This is a genomic window from Pleionea sp. WD8-19 (assembly GCF_055326765.1).
The window spans coordinates 24,364-41,388 of the sequence record NZ_JBUZOU010000001.1; the positions used below are offsets into that span (position 1 = coordinate 24,364).

General features: G+C 41.8%; 14 protein-coding genes. 6 read left to right on the forward strand and 8 right to left on the reverse strand.

The genetic code is table 11. The annotated features are described in order from the left end of the window. Positions 1-109 precede the first annotated feature (109 nt). Genes ACTUJY_RS00090 through ACTUJY_RS00100 form a run of 3 tightly spaced genes read left to right on the forward strand, consistent with a single transcriptional unit; the run spans position 110 to position 5,830 of the window. The gene (locus tag ACTUJY_RS00090) at positions 110-544 is read left to right on the forward strand and encodes a YfiR family protein (RefSeq protein ID WP_463613990.1); all 435 of its coding nucleotides are present in this window, start codon (positions 110-112) and stop codon (positions 542-544) included. 5 nt (positions 545-549) lie between these two features. Beyond that, complete coding sequence (locus tag ACTUJY_RS00095) at positions 550-3,390, forward strand: ATP-binding protein (protein ID WP_463613991.1); 2,841 nt, start codon at positions 550-552, stop codon at positions 3,388-3,390. After that, positions 3,359-5,830: an EAL domain-containing protein gene (locus ACTUJY_RS00100; protein WP_463613992.1), complete on the forward strand. Its 2,472-nt coding sequence runs from the start codon at positions 3,359-3,361 to the stop codon at positions 5,828-5,830. The genes ACTUJY_RS00095 and ACTUJY_RS00100 overlap by 32 nt, the downstream gene beginning before the upstream one ends. A 37-nt stretch (positions 5,831-5,867) precedes the next feature. On the opposite strand, the gene ACTUJY_RS00105 is transcribed toward ACTUJY_RS00100, so the two are convergent. Then, entirely contained in the window at positions 5,868-8,153 is a 2,286-nt protein-coding gene (locus tag ACTUJY_RS00105) for a TonB-dependent receptor plug domain-containing protein (protein WP_463613993.1), read from the reverse strand. A 440-nt stretch (positions 8,154-8,593) separates the two neighbouring features. Here ACTUJY_RS00105 and ACTUJY_RS00110 point away from each other — a divergent pair, with 440 nt between their 5' ends. Continuing rightward, a complete protein-coding gene (locus ACTUJY_RS00110; RefSeq protein ID WP_463613994.1) occupies positions 8,594-10,537 on the forward strand; it encodes a diguanylate cyclase domain-containing protein in 1,944 nt (647 codons plus the stop codon). Between the two features lie 40 nt (positions 10,538-10,577). After that, a complete protein-coding gene (locus ACTUJY_RS00115; protein ID WP_463613995.1) occupies positions 10,578-11,210 on the forward strand; it encodes a hypothetical protein in 633 nt (210 codons plus the stop codon). 15 nt (positions 11,211-11,225) lie between these two features. On the opposite strand, the gene ACTUJY_RS00120 is transcribed toward ACTUJY_RS00115, so the two are convergent. From ACTUJY_RS00120 to ACTUJY_RS00150, 7 genes are all read right to left on the reverse strand, one after another. Further along, complete coding sequence (locus tag ACTUJY_RS00120) at positions 11,226-11,813, reverse strand: Hsp20/alpha crystallin family protein (protein WP_463613996.1); 588 nt, start codon at positions 11,811-11,813, stop codon at positions 11,226-11,228. A gap of 15 nt (positions 11,814-11,828) precedes the next feature. Then, positions 11,829-13,184: a DegQ family serine endoprotease gene (locus tag ACTUJY_RS00125; RefSeq protein ID WP_463613997.1), complete on the reverse strand. Its 1,356-nt coding sequence runs from the start codon at positions 13,182-13,184 to the stop codon at positions 11,829-11,831. 64 nt (positions 13,185-13,248) lie between these two features. Further along, positions 13,249-13,818, reverse strand: coding sequence for an Hsp20/alpha crystallin family protein (locus ACTUJY_RS00130; protein ID WP_463613998.1), 570 nt, complete (start codon positions 13,816-13,818; stop codon positions 13,249-13,251). Positions 13,819-13,885: 67 nt separating this feature from the next. Continuing rightward, on the reverse strand, positions 13,886-14,377 hold the full coding sequence (locus ACTUJY_RS00135) for an Hsp20 family protein (protein ID WP_463613999.1): 492 nt from the start codon (positions 14,375-14,377) through the stop codon (positions 13,886-13,888). A gap of 270 nt (positions 14,378-14,647) precedes the next feature. Then, positions 14,648-15,181 (reverse strand): DUF4166 domain-containing protein, encoded by a 534-nt coding sequence (locus ACTUJY_RS00140; RefSeq protein ID WP_463614000.1) that lies wholly within the window; start codon positions 15,179-15,181, stop codon positions 14,648-14,650. A 25-nt stretch (positions 15,182-15,206) separates the two neighbouring features. Next, the gene (locus ACTUJY_RS00145) at positions 15,207-15,626 is read right to left on the reverse strand and encodes a DCC1-like thiol-disulfide oxidoreductase family protein (protein ID WP_463614001.1); all 420 of its coding nucleotides are present in this window, start codon (positions 15,624-15,626) and stop codon (positions 15,207-15,209) included. Positions 15,627-15,654: 28 nt separating this feature from the next. Then, positions 15,655-16,185: a GbsR/MarR family transcriptional regulator gene (locus tag ACTUJY_RS00150; protein WP_463614002.1), complete on the reverse strand. Its 531-nt coding sequence runs from the start codon at positions 16,183-16,185 to the stop codon at positions 15,655-15,657. Positions 16,186-16,448: 263 nt separating this feature from the next. On the opposite strand from ACTUJY_RS00150, the gene ACTUJY_RS00155 reads away from it, so the two are divergent. Beyond that, positions 16,449-16,997: a hypothetical protein gene (locus ACTUJY_RS00155; protein ID WP_463614003.1), complete on the forward strand. Its 549-nt coding sequence runs from the start codon at positions 16,449-16,451 to the stop codon at positions 16,995-16,997. Positions 16,998-17,025: the final 28 nt, after the last annotated feature.

Consider the following 17,025-nt stretch of genomic DNA (forward strand, 5'->3'; position numbering starts at 1 on the left):
TAGCTCGAAAAAAATACGTTGTTCAATGGTACGCTCTGCGTTGCTCTGCATTATGTTATTTGTTCAATCGAGCCTATTCGCAAATGACATTAATAGAGAGGACCTGATTGTGGCTTATATTTATAACTTTGCCAAATTCACAACATGGCCAGAGAGTTCAGATAAGCCAGAGGATCTTTTTATCATTTGCGTGCTCAGTGATGAAGAACTTTTTACTAAGCTTCAGAAACTCAAAAACAAAAAAATACACGCCAAACCCATTGTATCGAGAATATTATCGTCAAAAGAGGAGAACATTGAGCAATGCCATACTTTGTTTATTGGCGATGTTTCTGAGTCGACATTAAATGACACCTTATCATTTGTAAGAAAACTTCCCATTTTAACGATCAGTGATTTAAAGTCATTTGTTAATAAAGGCTGTGTTGAATTTTTTCCACAAGAAAAGTCCGTTCAGTTTTCAATCAACCAGTCGTCATTAAAAAATGCGAATTTGGAAATCAACGCCAGACTGCTACAGCTGGCAAAGAACATTGTTGAATAAACGATATGACGTTACTAAAAAACTTATCCATCAAAAATAAAATCATACTGATCTGTTTAACAGTAACATCAACTTCTTTGATGCTTTTTTCTTTCATTGTCGTCTTGGAGTCAGAAAAAATCATTAAGTCATTACTCGTCAATCACTTAACAGCGCTCGCAAAATCGACCGGCGTAAGCAGTTCTGCTGCATTATTATTTGATAACAAAACAACGGCTAACGAATCGCTTTCTGTACTGAAAGCGTTACCGGAAATTACCAACGCCATCATTTATGACAACGCAAAAATTGCATTCGCATCCTACTCTTTGAGTCGACAACAAGAACGTAAATTTGACTTAGAAATATCAACCGAGAAGCATTTGACCTCAACCCCCCAATTTTTATTTACTAACCACTACCTGTACGTCACTTACCCGATTGAACTCGATAGTGAGCTTATAGGCTATGTGTTGCTGACATCCTCCCTTAATACGCTGGTCGACGTTCGTAAAAGCTTATACCTCGTTGTAGTACTATCTTTCTTTGCTTCGGTGGCCATTGCCTATATCACCGTTTCATTTCTGCATAAAATTGTTACTAAACCAATTGATACGTTAACGAAAGCCACAGAAGAAATATCCCATAAAAAAGACTACTCCATACGAGTGATTCGAAACAGCAACGACGAAATTGGAACATTGATTGACGGCTTCAATAATATGATTGATCAAATAGGTCGTCAGGACAATGCCCTCAAGCAACATAAAGTTGAGCTTGAGGAACAAGTGGCTCAAAGAACGAAAGAACTTCACTCAGCCAATATCAAGTTAACTCACGCATTAAATGAGATGACTACCGCCAAAGAAGCCGCAGAAGAAGCCAACAAAGCAAAAAGTGAATTTTTGGCCACCATGAGCCATGAAATTAGAACACCTCTCAACGGAGTACTCGGCATAGCCGACCTACTGAACAGTACGCAATTGACCGAACAACAACGCCGTTACCTCACCATTGCGCAAACTTCAGGAGATTTACTTTTAGGCATCATCAACGACATTCTCGATATTTCAAAAATAGAATCAGGTAAATTCTCTTTAGTTGAAGAACGTTTCCGACTCAATGAAATGATCGACAACATGGTTGACTTATTTGCTCGACAAGCTCATCAAAAACAATTGGAGTTTACTTATCATTACCCGTGGCCCATTACCTATGAGCATTTAGGCGACGAGTCGAGAATTCGGCAAATATTAGTGAATTTACTCGGTAACGCGCTAAAGTTTACCCACGAAGGATCTATTCACCTCGACGTATCGATTCAATCATCGGCTACCGGAGATAAGGTTCAATTTAGAGTAACCGATACCGGTATTGGTATTAGCGAAGATGCTAAAGAAAAAATATTCAGTGCCTTTACGCAAGCAGACAGTTCCACCACAAGGAAATACGGAGGAACAGGTTTAGGATTGAACATTTGCCAACAACTGGTCACATTAATGAATGGCAATATTGCATTAACAAGCGAACTGAACAAAGGAACAAGCTTCCAGTTTGAAATACCACTTAAAAGTTTTCATCCTGAACACAAGCTACAGAAGTCCATCGAAACCTTCCCAGAAACGCATTGGTACATCATGGATCCTTCTAGTGCGCATAGACAAGTGCTTGAAACCTTCATTCACCACATCAAAGGTTTTCAACATACCTTTAATGCGATCGATCATATGTTCGATGCCTTGAAAGAGGCCACAGAAAACAGCTATATATTTATTAATTTGGAAAATGTGATGACTACCGAGTACTACCAGTCGGGTACGCTCTTTTCTCGTTTAGAGTCTTTTAAGGCCAAGTCCTTGATAACAACTGTCGATAGCGAGGTGGTTTCCAGCGATATCGAGAACCTTTACCAAAACGTATTTATTATTGAGCGGCCCGTCCTTTACTCGCAACTTGTGAAATTAATATCCGATGAACCGGTACAGTATGACGTTATCGAAGAGCAAGTGCCTCAGCAGTCTTTTAACGCAAAAGTCCTTCTCGTTGAAGATACCTTATTAAATCAAGAGTTGGCGACTGAAATGTTAGGAAAAATGGGCTTACAGGTTACCATCGCAAATAATGGTTCAGAAAGCCTCAGTTTGCTCGAAAACAACCGTTTTGATTTGATCTTTATGGATTGTCAGATGCCCGTTATGGATGGATTTGAGGCGACACGAATCATTAAGCAACGTCAACAAAGTGGTGAGCTTCCTAAAATGCCCGTGATTGCGCTTACAGCCAACGCAACCAGAGAAGATAAAAATAAATGCATTAATGCCGGTATGGATGATTATATTTCTAAGCCGTTCAACCAAAAGCAGCTATCAACCACGATTGCGAAGTGGCTATCAGAAAGTGTCTCGTACAAGGAAGTAGAGGACTCACAGGAAAAACCTAAAAATGAGAGTTCGCTGCCTCAAAGTTTATTCGAAGCCACAACTAAAGGCATTTTAGACGAAAAGACGATCTCTAACTTATATGAAATGAGCAATCAATCAAACAAACTACTGGCCAAGCTAATTTTAATCTACTTAAAAGAAGGTCCTGTATATATAAGCAGTATTGAAACCGCAATTGCCAGCAAAGATTATGAAGCATCCAGACTGCCTGCACACTCACTCAAGTCTTACAGTTTCAATTTGGGTGCAAAAACTATGGGTGATCTATGCCAAAATATTGAAACGCTTTCCTCTCAGAATAACTACGAAAAAATTGAAGAGTATTATTCGCTATTAAAAGAACAGTTTGAAAAAGTCAGCCGAGTTTTTCAAGCTTTTCTAAAGGAACAAGACAATGAACAAAGCCTCATCACCACAAGTCACTAAGAAGCGCATACTCTTTGCTGATGATGACCACTCATTAAGAGTATTATTCAAAGAGTACATGTCTAATTCAATCTTTCAACTTGAACTGGTCGAAGATGGCATTAAAGCACTGAATCGCTCAAAAACATTTCACCCTGACGTAATCATTCTCGACATCAACATGCCAGGTTGTGATGGCCTCACGGTGTGTAAAAAACTGAGAGAAATTCCTGAAACCTCGTTTACACCTATTTTACTCATCACCGGCGCAGACGAGTCATCCATTAAAAAAGCACTAGACTGCGGCGCAACAGATTTAATCAACAAACCCATTGACTGGCCGGTCCTTATCAACCGAATTGGCTTTATGCTTAAATACAATGAGCTGATTACCGATTTAGAAAAAAAGAGCGATCAGCAAAGCGCTGTATTAAAAGCGATACCCGACTATTTATGTAAAATAGACAGCGCAGGAAATGTCAGTGAATTTAACCAAACCTTACCCAGCAAATACCCTTGGGAAAAGAAAGTGACAACCACTGCCAAACTGAATGAGCTTACCGACAGTAAAAATACCGCTGCAATAAAAAACAATATATTAAACTGCCTAGCAAAAAAAGAGGTCATTAACGATCAGCTTATTTTCATACAAAATAACGCGTTTACAATCTATGAGTCAAGAACGGCACCACTGACAGGACAAGAATGCATTCTACTTTTAAGAGACATTACTGAGCGCAAAAAATCAGAGCAACTTAATATTCGATTAGGAAAGGTATTCGATAATTCACAGCACGAAATTTACGTCGTCGATGCTCAGAATCAGCAGTTTATACAATCGAATCGTTCTGCGTTAACCAATATCGGCTATACCAAAGAGGAGCTTTATCAGTTGTCCATGTTGGACATTGTGGATCATCAACAAATTGGTGATTTACTGGACGCATTAAGTTTACTCAAAAACAACATTAAAACTGAATCCGTTATTTTTACACAGTTCGTTCGAAAAGATAAAAGTACCTACCCAGTCGAAATACGAATGCATTATAGCCCTGCGGAAATTCCACCTTGTTACATCGTCATAGTTCAAGACATTACTCAAAGAAAGAAGAATGAAGAAAGAATGCTTCAAATGGCCTACTACGATCCCCTCACAGGGCTTGCAAATCGAACCTTTTTTATGGAGTCGTTGGATCGTTCCATTCGCTTAGCTGCCAGAAACTCAAATAAATTAGCGATATTTTTTATTGACTTGGATAGATTTAAACGTATCAACGACACGCTCGGGCACTCTTCTGGCGATACGTTATTAAAAGTGATCAGCGAACGCCTGAAACGCTCAGTACGTTCTACCGATATGGTATCGACCAACAAAGCATTGGGTTCAGAACTCGCCCGAATTGGTGGCGATGAATTTGTCCTTCTTATTGAACAAGTATCCAGCTCAGACGTGGTTTCTAAAATCGCAAGTCGCATTGTTCAAGAAGTCAGCATTCCCGTTAACTTAGAACAGCAAGAAGTGAGCGTTTCACCGAGTATCGGCATTTCTTTCTATCCCGACGACGGCAATGACTCGGAAACTTTGGTAAAACACGCCGATGTCGCCATGTATCACGTTAAACAATCGGGTAGACAGGGATTTGTATTTTTTAATGAATCAATGAACGAACACTCATTGAATCGATTAAGGTTAGAGCAAAGCTTGGCTAAAGCCATTGAAAATAACGAGTTGACGCTCTATTTCCAACCACAAGTATCGCTTACCGATGGTCGAATCATAGGATTTGAGGCGCTTATACGTTGGAATCACCCGGTAAACGGCCTTGTCCCGCCCAATGATTTTATTCCTTTAGCGGAAGAAACCGGGCTCATCATCGACATAGGTGAATGGACCCTTCGCGAAGCTTGTCGAATATTTGCAGATTGGCACAAGCAAGGGCTGCCGAAAGTAAAAGTCGCGGTGAATTACTCAGCAAAACAATTTAAGGATCCTGAGCTTATACAAAAAATAGATGCGGTACTAAGTGAAACCGGTCTCGATCCAAAATACCTAGAAATCGAGTTAACGGAGAGTGTTGTTATGGAAAATGCGGAAGAAACAATAGCAAAACTGCAACAAATTAAAGAGAAAGGCATTGCTGTATCGGTGGATGATTTTGGTACTGGGTATTCATCGTTAAGTTATTTGAAAAAGTTTCCGATTAATACACTAAAGATTGACCGATCATTCATAAAAGACATCACCTCCGATAAAGATGACGACAGCATTGTTACGGCAATAATCGCCATGGCGCACAGTTTAAACCTCGAAGTCGTTGCAGAAGGCGTTGAAACCGATGATCAATATTCGTTGCTAAAACATCGAGGAGATGACATTGTTCAAGGTTTTTTAATCAGTAAACCCTTAAATATGTCGGAATGTCGTTCGTTGTTGGAAAAAAATGAAAAATATGATTTGTAATAAACCTTGATATTACCAACGATATAATACAGAAACTTTAAAACCGCTTTCCAAGGGTTAAAAGCAAACGTCGCCCCGGTTGCGGCAATCGAGAATTATACCAACCCATGCTACCACGCCATTCTAGTCCACTCGTTCCATAAAACCCAATATCATTAAACAAAGCGGAATTTTGAAACGGATCACCCGCATCAGCTTCGCGAGTTCCTGGGTGAAAATATTTTCGGTTCAACAGATTTTCAACTTTTAAGCTCAAAGTTAAGCTAGAATCAATACCAAAGCGATGTAACCAGTTAACATCAAACACATAATATCCCGGTATTCGAGAAATAGGGTTCGTATTAACGGTTTTACGAGCACTAATATAGCGGCTCATTACTGTTAATGTTGAGTTATCTGCAATATCGTTACTGTAACCTAAATAAAATTTTCGATGCGCAAGGTCTCCTATCCGCATTCGCCCAATTTTTTCGCCACTGACCATATCAAAAACATCTTCCTTTTCGCTCAAATAAAACGACGCATACAACCATAAATGACCGTTGACAAAACCTAACCAAGGCTTCAGCGTAGAAAAATGATAATCCAACCCGAAAACATCGCGTCGCCCTACGTTTCGAGCACCTCCGGCAAACGTAATAACAACATCTCGACTTTTCACTTGATACAAACTCAACCATTGAGTGTTCGTTTTCGTAGTGTGGCTCACTTGCAGTTCATAAGTGTTCGATCGTTCTGGGCGTAAATCGGGATCGCTGCCGGAACCTGCCCAAGCGCCATAAAGATTGCGCGGCGTTGGCTCTTGGAAAGCTTCGCCATAAAGCAGTTTAAAATGGTATTTATCTATCGGCTTCACATAGCCTAATCGTAAGGTTTCTTCGGTGCCATACTCCGAGTTACCGTCTATACGAAGTCCTCCATTAAAGATACTGTCATCGTCAAAGCGATAACGCGTTTGCATGTAACCGCTTTTGTCACGCCATCGACTCCGGTTATCATAATTAAAAACGCGTGAAGGTCGCTCGGGCAGGTCATCCACTCCGACGAATTCAACCGCAATAGGACCACTCGTCGGTAAATCGTAGGCCTTTTGTAGATCTTTGTACTGATACGCCAAACCACCCGCGATTGACCAAGACGCTGAAGCATATTCAAAATCTTGTTTTAACGACCAAGCTTTGTTTTGCGTTTGCCAATAAGACAAATGAATCATGCGCGCGCTTTCACCTGGCTCAAGTTCAATACCACCAACGGTTTGTGTTTGGTTGCTGGTGTTTTGAACGTTAAACCCTTCCGTATCGTAAGCATCATTGGTGATACCATCGAATTGATACCGAAGTAATGTTGTACTAATCAGTCGATCATTGAGTTGTGATTGATAACGAACGTATGCACCATACTGTTCGCGAGGCCAGCTCGAGTTCGCTGGTATACGATCGCCCGGGTAAACCATTCCATAGCCACTGTCTAACAAGGAGTATTGAGTTACGAATACCCAATCAGAGTAAGATAAGCGAAAGTCGATAGCACGAGCGCTGACCGGTGAATCGAAGCGACCTGAGTTAATGAAGGGCTCGTTCGTTAATTGGCCCCATAAGTCATGATTTGCGTAATGTTGATCAGAAAGCCAATAGTTCCTTTGTACTTCGATTCTTTCCGCCAACTCTCCTTCTTCGTATCGCGAAGCAATTCGAACACCGAAATTGTCGTCTTGAGCACACGCAGTAAAATCGGCTATCTTCGTTTGTTCGCTACCAATCGTCAATTCACCGTCAAAATCCCTATTATTTTGACAGCTTTGCTCCGTAATGATGTTGATGACCCCCATTGATGCATCAGCGCCATACACCGATGAAACCGGACCATAAACAATTTCGATTCGTTTCACATGAGTAATCGGCAACGCAGCTATCGGTGTTGTAATGGCAAAGTACAAAGTGTTCAGCTTAATACCGTCTATTAATACCAAATAGGGCGTACCAATGGTATATCGATAGCCTCGCATGTAATTCACAAACCAAGTGTCCCCAAAAGGTCGAATCACATCCATTCCCGGCAAATCATTAAGAATTTCAGACAACTCATGGTACCCACGACGTCGAATGTCTTCACCACTCAAAACAATGACCGTTGCGGGTGCTTCCGCTTGAGGCTCGCTGATGCGCGACGCTGTACTCACACGAATTTTCATAAGCTGCTCAAAATCCATAGACAGAAGTTCATCGACCGTATTTTTGTTTTCTTCAGCGTGAATTGTTTTGCCAAGGAAGAGCATGAATGTCAATGAGCCAATCATCGACAAATACTTTATAAAAGGGAGCAACCACGATTCTCCATTGTACCGCTCGTCTCATTAGTAAAGTTCAAGTTAGGTACTTTTTAAAGAATCTTCGCACAGTCAAAAGGTAACTCATCGCTACTTTGAACAAAGTTTCACTGTTAAAAGAGCACTCTAACTTATTGATTTTCTTCCAAGTTATTAAAGAGTTTATAAGCAGTGGTATTCTTAACGATATTTGCTAGTATTTTGAAAAGGCAAATTTATATTCAAAACAACAAATCAACGCCTTTAAAGTCACCTATTTATCGCGATTACATTGCTACTACTGAACGCTAAAAATCCGATGGTTCTTAAAGAGATGGAGCACTTACCGCTTTCTCCACTACCCATTGAAAGTAAGCATGGCTAACTGTTTCGAAGGAGTTAACTCAACCGTATGACTTTGTTCACCGATATCCGCCAATGAAAAGCGTCTACTCGATATGAGGGTATTGAAAAATCGGGTTAGAGCAAATCGTAAAATATCCGCCATCTTTTCTGGCTTGGTAATTTCTGTTTTAGCAAGCACAAGCAACTTTGCCCTAGAGCCCATCAAGTTGCAACTCAAATGGCAACACCAGTTTCAGTTCGCAGGCTATTATGCCGCAATTGAACAAGGCTATTATCAACAAAAGGGATTGAGCGTCACACTGATTGAAGGTCTCCCAGGAATGGATCCTATTAACGAAGTGCTAAAAGGGGCGGCAGATTTTGGGGTCGGCACCAGCGAACTGATCCTTAACCGCTTTAAAGGCGAACCTGTTGTCGTTCTAGGCGTTGTCATGCAGCACTCGGCTCTCAACCTGGCGGTCCTGAAACGCTCTGGAATTAATCATGTTCACGATCTTATCGGTCGAAAAATCATGATAGAACCCAATTCAGCGGAGTTATTTGCCTACCTCAAGCAAGAAGGCATGAGTCGCAATACATTTCACTTACTCCCGCACTCTCACCAGCTTAGTGAGTTAACGGGTAACAAAATCGACGCCATGTCGATTTATCGAACCGATGAGCTCTACGAATTGATACAACAGGAATTGCATTATCATTTATTTTCGCCACGAGCGGCAGGCATTGATTTCTATGGCGACAATTTTTTTACCTTAGAGAAAATCATAAACGAACGCCCAAAGCTTGTTCGCGCGTTCTATGAAGCAACGGTTGACGGTTGGCGATACGCCATGCAACACCCAGAGCAAATGGTCGATCTTATTTTAAATAAATATTCACAACGAAAAAGCAGAGCTCATTTACTTTACGAAGCCTCGGTGATGAAAGATTTAATGGTTCCCGAATTGGTTGAGCCTGGCCATATGCTCCCTGGCCGTTGGCAGCATATTGCAGACACCTATCAACAAATTGGCCTTTTACCGAAGGATTTTCAAGTCGAACCCTTACTGTACGATCACGAAAACAAGAAGCAATACGAAAGATTACGCCAGTTTTTTAACTATTCGCTCATCGCTCTCTTTACAATTTTAACGCTCGGAGTCGTTTTTGCTCATCTTTTCAAGCGCATCCATACGAGTCGCAAGCAACTGAGGACCATTTTTCTAAATTCCCCGGTTAGCATGATAGTGCTCGATCAAAGTGGCTTAGTGACAAGCTGGAATAAACAAGCAAGCAAAACTTTTTTATGGCGTGAAGACGAGGCTGTCGGTTGTTCACTGCTAAAGCTGATTGTAAAACCGGAAGACCACGAGCGTATTCAAAACATACTGACGGAAACACACCGAGGTAATAAACTCGTGACTTCGCAAAACATAAACATTCGCAAAGATCAATCAGAGCTTTTATGCGAATGGGTTAATACGCCTTTTGCCTCTACATCGACCAAATACGATCGCATTATTTGTATCGCGCGCGACATTACACAGCAAAAACACAATGAAGAACAGCTTGAACGCGCCGCGCATATCGATGCGCTAACCAACATACCAAACCGAACCTCTCTTACCATGCTCACCGAACAAGCTTTGGCTGATGCCAGGCGAGAGCAATCTGAAATGGCATTGCTTTTCATCGACGTAGACAATTTTAAGTTTATTAACGATCATTTTGGCCACTCAATTGGAGATATTGTGTTACAACAAACCGCTCAACGCATGAAGAATAACATTCGCGATAATGATATCGTTGGACGATTAGCCGGTGATGAATTTATTATTATTTTAAAAAACATCAGTGATCGAAATGCGGTCAATCATTTGGTTGAAAAATTATCTGCGAGCATTTCTAAGCCGGTTTTATACGAAAACGAAAGCATAACCGTTAATGCGAGTATTGGTATTGCTCTCTTTCCCGAGGACGGTAAGGACATAAAAAGTTTGCTACTTAAAGCCGATCAGCGAATGTATCGCCAGAAAGACGAACATCATAGGCATTGAATATCAACCCAATGCCTATAATGCCCGAGGATAATTGAGCATGAGCACTTCTTTAAATTTACCTACATTAAAGATTCAAAAGAAAACGTTGAAAGGTTTATCTTTAAAACGATATCAATACACACTTCAAGTCACCGAAGTTAATGCTTCCGACACCCTAGCAAGCAGCCATATTTGCGGCCATGGTGTCGGTAAAAAGATCGAAATAACCGACTCTGAACGTCAATCTTGGACATTGCAGCCCAACCGAGTGTTGATGCCCAGTCATTGGCAAATACTTAATCCTACTGGAGAGCTCATCCATCGACTGAACCCCAAGTTTTTAAAAAGTTTCACCCATCTTTTTTCTCGTGGTTTATTTTCTATTGAGTCACCCGATGGCAATGAGCTGTACCAATTAGGCGATCCCAGAGAGTCTATTCCCGATCGTATTATGGGAACAAACCCTCGAGAGTGGACGTTTTTTGAAGGTCAAACACCGAAAGCTAAAATTGTCACCTTAAAACAACCTTCTCTCCAGAAAAAACCAAGCTTCCTTAAAAAGTTGTCCAGCTTGCTGACTCTGCCAGATATTGGAATTGTGAGTGCTGGAGATACCCACTTATTTACGCCACCGGTCGCTCTGGCGATTTATATTTTATGGGATGACCTTACTCGCAATCCTGCATCTTGAGTTCGGATACAAGCCCTATTGTTTCGGAACGAGTATTAAATAGTATTCGTCTTTTTGTTCAACGGTCATTCTGGCTTCGTCTACCGCTTCCGGAAAATGAACCGACTGTGAAAAACGACTGACTTGGGTTCGTCTAGAAAAACCCGAACTCATAGTATCCTGTGTATCGAATTTCACGCTGCCAGAAATGGTTAACCGGTTGTCAGTGATTTCTGTGTTCAATTCAATTTCTTGTCCCTGCGGCACTTCAACGCGAACTTCAAAGTGATCGCCCTTATCTTGCCGGGTCACTTTTGGCCCCATATGAGAGCCCCCTAAACCTTGGCGACTGGAAAAAGTCCGGTTAAGAGACATCGACTGCATCAATTCATCCATTTGCTTTTGTATTCCGGCGAAATGCTCAGCCGGATCCCAAGCATGATTCCAAGAATCCCAATCATTCGACAGAGAAGAAATTAACGACTCGGTTGACGTATTCAACTTTGATTTTTGTTGTTTAAATTCGTGATTGATTTGCCAAGTGTAATAACTGAGTACCGTCAGACCACCCAGGCTTAGTGCTAACGCGATGGTTAACCACTTAACTTTACGTTCTAAAGACATAATGGTCTCCTAAAGTTATCGAATCACCAAATACAACGACGCACCATTACGATTTATGCGCAATAAAATGGAATTTGAATTGGCGTCGATGTTGCGCTGTAAGTCATTTAACACTTTCACACTCTGTCGGTTGACCCCTAACACAATATCGCCTGCTCTTAACCCTGCATAGGCAGCGGACGAATTGGGCGCAACAGAAACCACTCGCACACCCTCCCCTTCCGAATTATTTTCTAATTGAACGCCTCGCAGTAAAGGATGAATTTCACCCAAAGAGCGATTGATGTGTTGTGGTTCACCCACCTTAACCTTTATATTTCGAGTACTTCCATTACGTAAAACTCGAACGGAAATTGTGTCTCCAATGGCTTTCATTCCAATATGACTGCGCAACTGTCCTGTCGATTGCATCGGTACATCATCCACCGATAAAATGACATCTCCTGCTTTCAAGCCCGCTTTTTCAGAAGGACTTCCTTTCACAACTTCTGCAATCAAGACACCTTGTTGTCCATTACTCAACTCAAACGCATCGCGTAACTCTGGAGTAATGTCTTGGATTGAAACACCAATTTGCCCTCGATTCACTTTTCCATGCTCAATAATTTGCAACATACTTGCCTTAGCCATGTTGACCGGAATGGCGAAACCAATTCCAACATTTCCGCCAGCTGGAGCAATGATAGCGGTATTTATGCCGACCAGTTCTCCACCTAAATTGACCAGTGCGCCGCCAGAGTTTCCAGGATTAATCGAAGCATCCGTTTGAATAAAGTTTTCATACCCTTCCAATCCTAAACCGGTTCGGCCCAACGCACTCACTACGCCTGTTGTTACCGTTTGTCCAAGTCCAAACGGATTACCAATCGCGATAACAAAGTCACCCACTTCCAACGTATCGGAATTTGCCAAAGGGATGTCTGTTAAGTTTTTGGCATCGATGGTTAAAACGGCAATATCGAGGTCAGGATCCGTTCCTTTTATCTTGGCCTGAAAACTGCGACCATCAAGCAGAGATACGCGCACTTCATCCGCATTTTTAATCACATGATAGTTGGTAATAACGATTCCTTTTTCAGCATTAACAATGACTCCGGAGCCAGCACTTTGCTGACGTTTTTTTGGCAATGACCTTTGATCAGGCTGTGGCAAATTAAAAAAATGTCGAAAAAAAGGGTCGTTTAATAAGGGGTTGTAAGTATGTTGCGCACTGGAATAGGTAGCAATATTGACCACTGCCGGATTCACTTTTTTTAGCATAGGAGCTAACGAGGGAAACGGCTTACCAATCGCATCCACGTTGGGCAGAGCGGTGCCGCCAATCGTAGGTACGAATAAGAAAAAAAACATTATTTTTTTCAACATCTTCATTGCCAACTCCTCTAACTTTATAAAAAATAATTCGCCCAGAGCTCCTTTCCGGGCGGATAACGTTTTATTGATGCTCAATGGTAATTCGTTTTACGTCTTTCTTTTCTCCTTCTCTCCGAGGAATATCCAACTTTAAAACACCGTCTTTTAAAGTGGCACGAATATCACTGGCTACAGCGTCTTCTGGCAATGCGAGTGTTCGTTGAAAGCTGCCAGTGCTGCGCTCAACACGATAATAGTGGGTGTCTTTCGACTCATTACTTTCTACTTTATTGCCTTTAATGGTCAGTACATCGTCGCTCACATCAACCGTTAAATCCGACTCGGAAAATCCAGGTACATCCAACTTTATTTCGTATTGATGCTCACTGCCACTCACATCGATACTGGGTAAAAAGTGAGCCTGTTCTCCAAGTAAATTCATAGGACTAAGGCGATTTCCGGGTGTTCCCAATCGTTGCCAAATGTCGTCAAATATACGATCAATTTCACGGTGCAATTGAAGCATCGGATGTTGTTCGTAATTTCGAACGCCATAGGTTTGAGGCTGCTCGACTTTATGAGTTACCGGAATTTGAGCAGCGCTCTCTTCGTGCTTGAACCAGTTCCAAGGGTTCAGTTTTTTCAGATCCATAGTGACCTCCATCGATTAAACAGAGACGATAGAAAACCATGGCTGAGTGCATCAGCCATGGTTACCCTTATGCAGCCTTACCATCTTTCACTTCTGACTGCTCCGCAGCGGATTTATTGGCGTCATGCTGCAGCACATTGGAGTTATTGATGGCTATTTTTCGAGGCTTCATTGCTTCAGGTACTTCTTTAATCAAGTTAATGGTAAGTAAACCATTTTTCATTCGCGCTCCGGTTACTTCAACGTGATCATCCAAGTTGAATTTTCGCTCGAAAGTACGGTTTGCAATACCATGGTGAAGATAGTTTCGCTTATCTTCATTCGTTTTCTTACCACGAACCGTCAACACTCCTTTTTCCACTTGAATATCTAAATCGTCCTCGTCAAATCCAGCAACAGCAATGTCTATCGCGTAGCTATTTTCCTCGAGGATTTCGATATTGTACGGTGGATAGCCCGTAGTGACAGAGTCAGAACTGAACGCACTGTCCAAAAGAGAGGCCAGTCGGTCAAAGCCAATAGAATTACGATACAGAGGGGTTAAGTCAATTGAGTTCATAATATATCCTCCATTAGAAGCAATACATAATAAAAACAAGAGACGCTGACAGCAGCCAACAGCGCTCGCTGCCAGTCGATTAATTTATAGGGATCATTGGATTTTTTTCAAGAGATTTTAAGTCAAATTTTTCGAGGTTCAATAAACAACGTTATATTCTTATTATCCTTGCCTTTTGATCAGCAAACGACATCGTCGTAATAAAATTTATTTCTATTTAGAATAAGTATTAATCATAGTCATGTTTATAACCCTATTTCGGGCTGGCTTTCAAACGATACTCGAAACGGTCAAACGTCCTCCGTAAGACAACACATTACCAATGTAAGCCATTCGCACACTCACAAAAAAACAATACTCGCCATTATCGGCTTTTTCATAAGCTTTAATCCGCGGACTTAACACTTTCGGAAGCGGAATACCCAACCAACGAGTGTATTGAAAACAATAATGCAACTCACCTTTTCTCTCTTCCGCTTTAAAAAACAAAGACAGTAAACCCAGTTTTTCCACCAAAAAGGCACCTTGCCGATAAAAACGCGACTGCATCATATGACCATCAAAATTGCGTTTCCATATCATCGTATCGGCTGTATGTTCACAATCAACGGTTAACCGCGCTTTACCGTTAGGCTTTGGAAAACGAAACAGCTTACAGATTAATCGGGCTAGCCCATTACCCTGCGTCACCTTAACCGTACCCGTTAAACGTGACTTTCCCTTATGTGTTTTTTGCAGCAAAGGAGCCAGCTGGCGATAACTCTCTTGCATATGATATTCGATTAAATGGCATTGACTGTTCATCGTTCACCACGGTTAGGAGTTATTGTTACTTTAACTTTTCATCCCAGATCAAAGGCGTACCTCTCAACTTTAATAACCCTTTTCGTATCGCTACCAAAATCGGATAACTGATTTTGGCCATGATTTCATATCGAAACAAAAAGCGATTCATAACACCCATAATGCCCTTTGCAGGTAAATGATTGGCGACGTAATGCAAAGCCTGATATCCATACAGCACTCGGTCCTGCAAATAAACGATCATGCCCTTATCAATATCAAATCCTCTCGCTGCACCATCGACCACCAATACTTTGTTTTCTCTGGCATCAATCATCTTAAACTCTTGTTGAGATTCTGCTTTACAAAGGTCCAATGAACAGGCGAAGTGTAAACAAATGGGACACTTTCCATCGTATAGAATTAACATGCCATCGGCTGTCTTTTTTTCAGTAACGTCAGTCATAACCTATCGTCCAATAAAATTTTTACGTCTACTTTTTACTTGGAATGAATCGAGTGATTGCGGCGCCCATTTTCATAATCTTAAACAACGTCGACTTTGGTAACGCTTTCACCTGATCAAACCAGTCGGCCATGGTTGAAACAAACGTCAGCATATCGTTGATTTTTTCTTTGACAGTTTGTGGTGTTTGCTGATCGTGGTCCATCTCAAGAACACACTGCCTCAATAACGTTAATGTGGGTTCAATTTCCCGACGCTTACGCTCTTCCATAATGGTCATCAGCATTTCCCACGTATCGCCTTTAACCGTAAAATAATCGCGGCGGTCCCCTAAAACAGGTTCAACGATAACCAATCCCCAACTTTGCAATTCTCGGATACTCGTGCTGACGTTTGAGCGCGCTACCGATAACAACTCCACAATCGCTTCTGCAGTCATCGGGCTCGGTGAAAGATATAGCAGTGCATGAATTTGAGCCACCGTGCGATTCACCCCCCAACGAGCTCCCATTTCACCCCAGTGAAGAATGTACTTTTGAACGACCGGTGTCATGTTCATAGGCAATATCAATTAATTCAGTAATTTCTGTCAGTACAGAAATTACTGTAATCCTAACGAACTTTCGAGTCAAGCCATTCAAGCGCTTACCACCGCTACTTGGTCGGGTAAAAACCGGGAAAAGTTGAACCTTCCCGCTTTTGTCCGGTGTTTTGATTGGGCGTAGAAAAGGAAGTTTGTAGGCTAGATATCAATGGCGAGGCATAACTCACAGATGAAGCGCCAGCAAGCAAGTCATTAAACACTGATGAAAAGGAGTAACTATGAATCGCAAAACGATAGCTTTAGCTTTGGGTACAGCCCTACTAACCGGTGCGGTGCACGCCGTGCCTTGGTGCCATCGTGGAACCATTGTTGAAATTGCCGACGTCAGCTGGAGCCAAGCCCAAATTATGGCCAACTTTAGTGGTACGATTCCATCGGGAGTGAGCGACCCTGAGGTGTATACAACGTTTACCGCCACTCACAATTACGCGAGCACCTTTGCTGGTGGTGGCGGTGGGTTTGGAGGCTATTCCGTGCCCGGCTCTGGCCAAGTGCAAGTTCAAGCCTACGCACCTTATACCTATACCAACATGGTTGGGCCTGGATATTACTACACCAGCCAAGGTGTAAAGTTTAAGCTGAAAAAGTGCTACACAATACCACCATTAACCGTTCATCATGAAATTGCTAAACTGGAAAATGGCGATGATTCGGGCGGCATCAGTTTCGATCCGGTAAAAGGGCTAGAAGCCATGCCCCGTTGGTGGCAGCAACCGATTACCGATCCGGATGAAGACGCTGATTTCAACGAAGAAGAACGCAGGTAATCGTCTTAGCTTTGGGCAAGGGTCTTTG

Bases quoted from the DNA above. Each gene is read 5' to 3' on its own strand.
- ACTUJY_RS00150 (WP_463614002.1), bottom strand. From the start codon at position 16,185: ATGAACATGACACCGGTCGTTCAAAAGTACATTCTTCACTGGGGTGAA.
- ACTUJY_RS00110 (WP_463613994.1), top strand. From the start codon at position 8,594: ATGAGGGTATTGAAAAATCGGGTTAGAGCAAATCGTAAAATATCCGCC.
- ACTUJY_RS00145 (WP_463614001.1), bottom strand. From the start codon at position 15,626: ATGACTGACGTTACTGAAAAAAAGACAGCCGATGGCATGTTAATTCTA.
- ACTUJY_RS00140 (WP_463614000.1), bottom strand. From the start codon at position 15,181: ATGAACAGTCAATGCCATTTAATCGAATATCATATGCAAGAGAGTTAT.
- ACTUJY_RS00125 (WP_463613997.1), bottom strand. From the start codon at position 13,184: ATGAAGATGTTGAAAAAAATAATGTTTTTTTTCTTATTCGTACCTACG.
- ACTUJY_RS00135 (WP_463613999.1), bottom strand. From the start codon at position 14,377: ATGAACTCAATTGACTTAACCCCTCTGTATCGTAATTCTATTGGCTTT.
- ACTUJY_RS00100 (WP_463613992.1), top strand. From the start codon at position 3,359: ATGAACAAAGCCTCATCACCACAAGTCACTAAGAAGCGCATACTCTTT.
- ACTUJY_RS00130 (WP_463613998.1), bottom strand. From the start codon at position 13,818: ATGGATCTGAAAAAACTGAACCCTTGGAACTGGTTCAAGCACGAAGAG.
- ACTUJY_RS00115 (WP_463613995.1), top strand. From the start codon at position 10,578: ATGAGCACTTCTTTAAATTTACCTACATTAAAGATTCAAAAGAAAACG.
- ACTUJY_RS00155 (WP_463614003.1), top strand. From the start codon at position 16,449: ATGAATCGCAAAACGATAGCTTTAGCTTTGGGTACAGCCCTACTAACC.
- ACTUJY_RS00120 (WP_463613996.1), bottom strand. From the start codon at position 11,813: ATGTCTTTAGAACGTAAAGTTAAGTGGTTAACCATCGCGTTAGCACTA.
- ACTUJY_RS00095 (WP_463613991.1), top strand. From the start codon at position 550: ATGACGTTACTAAAAAACTTATCCATCAAAAATAAAATCATACTGATC.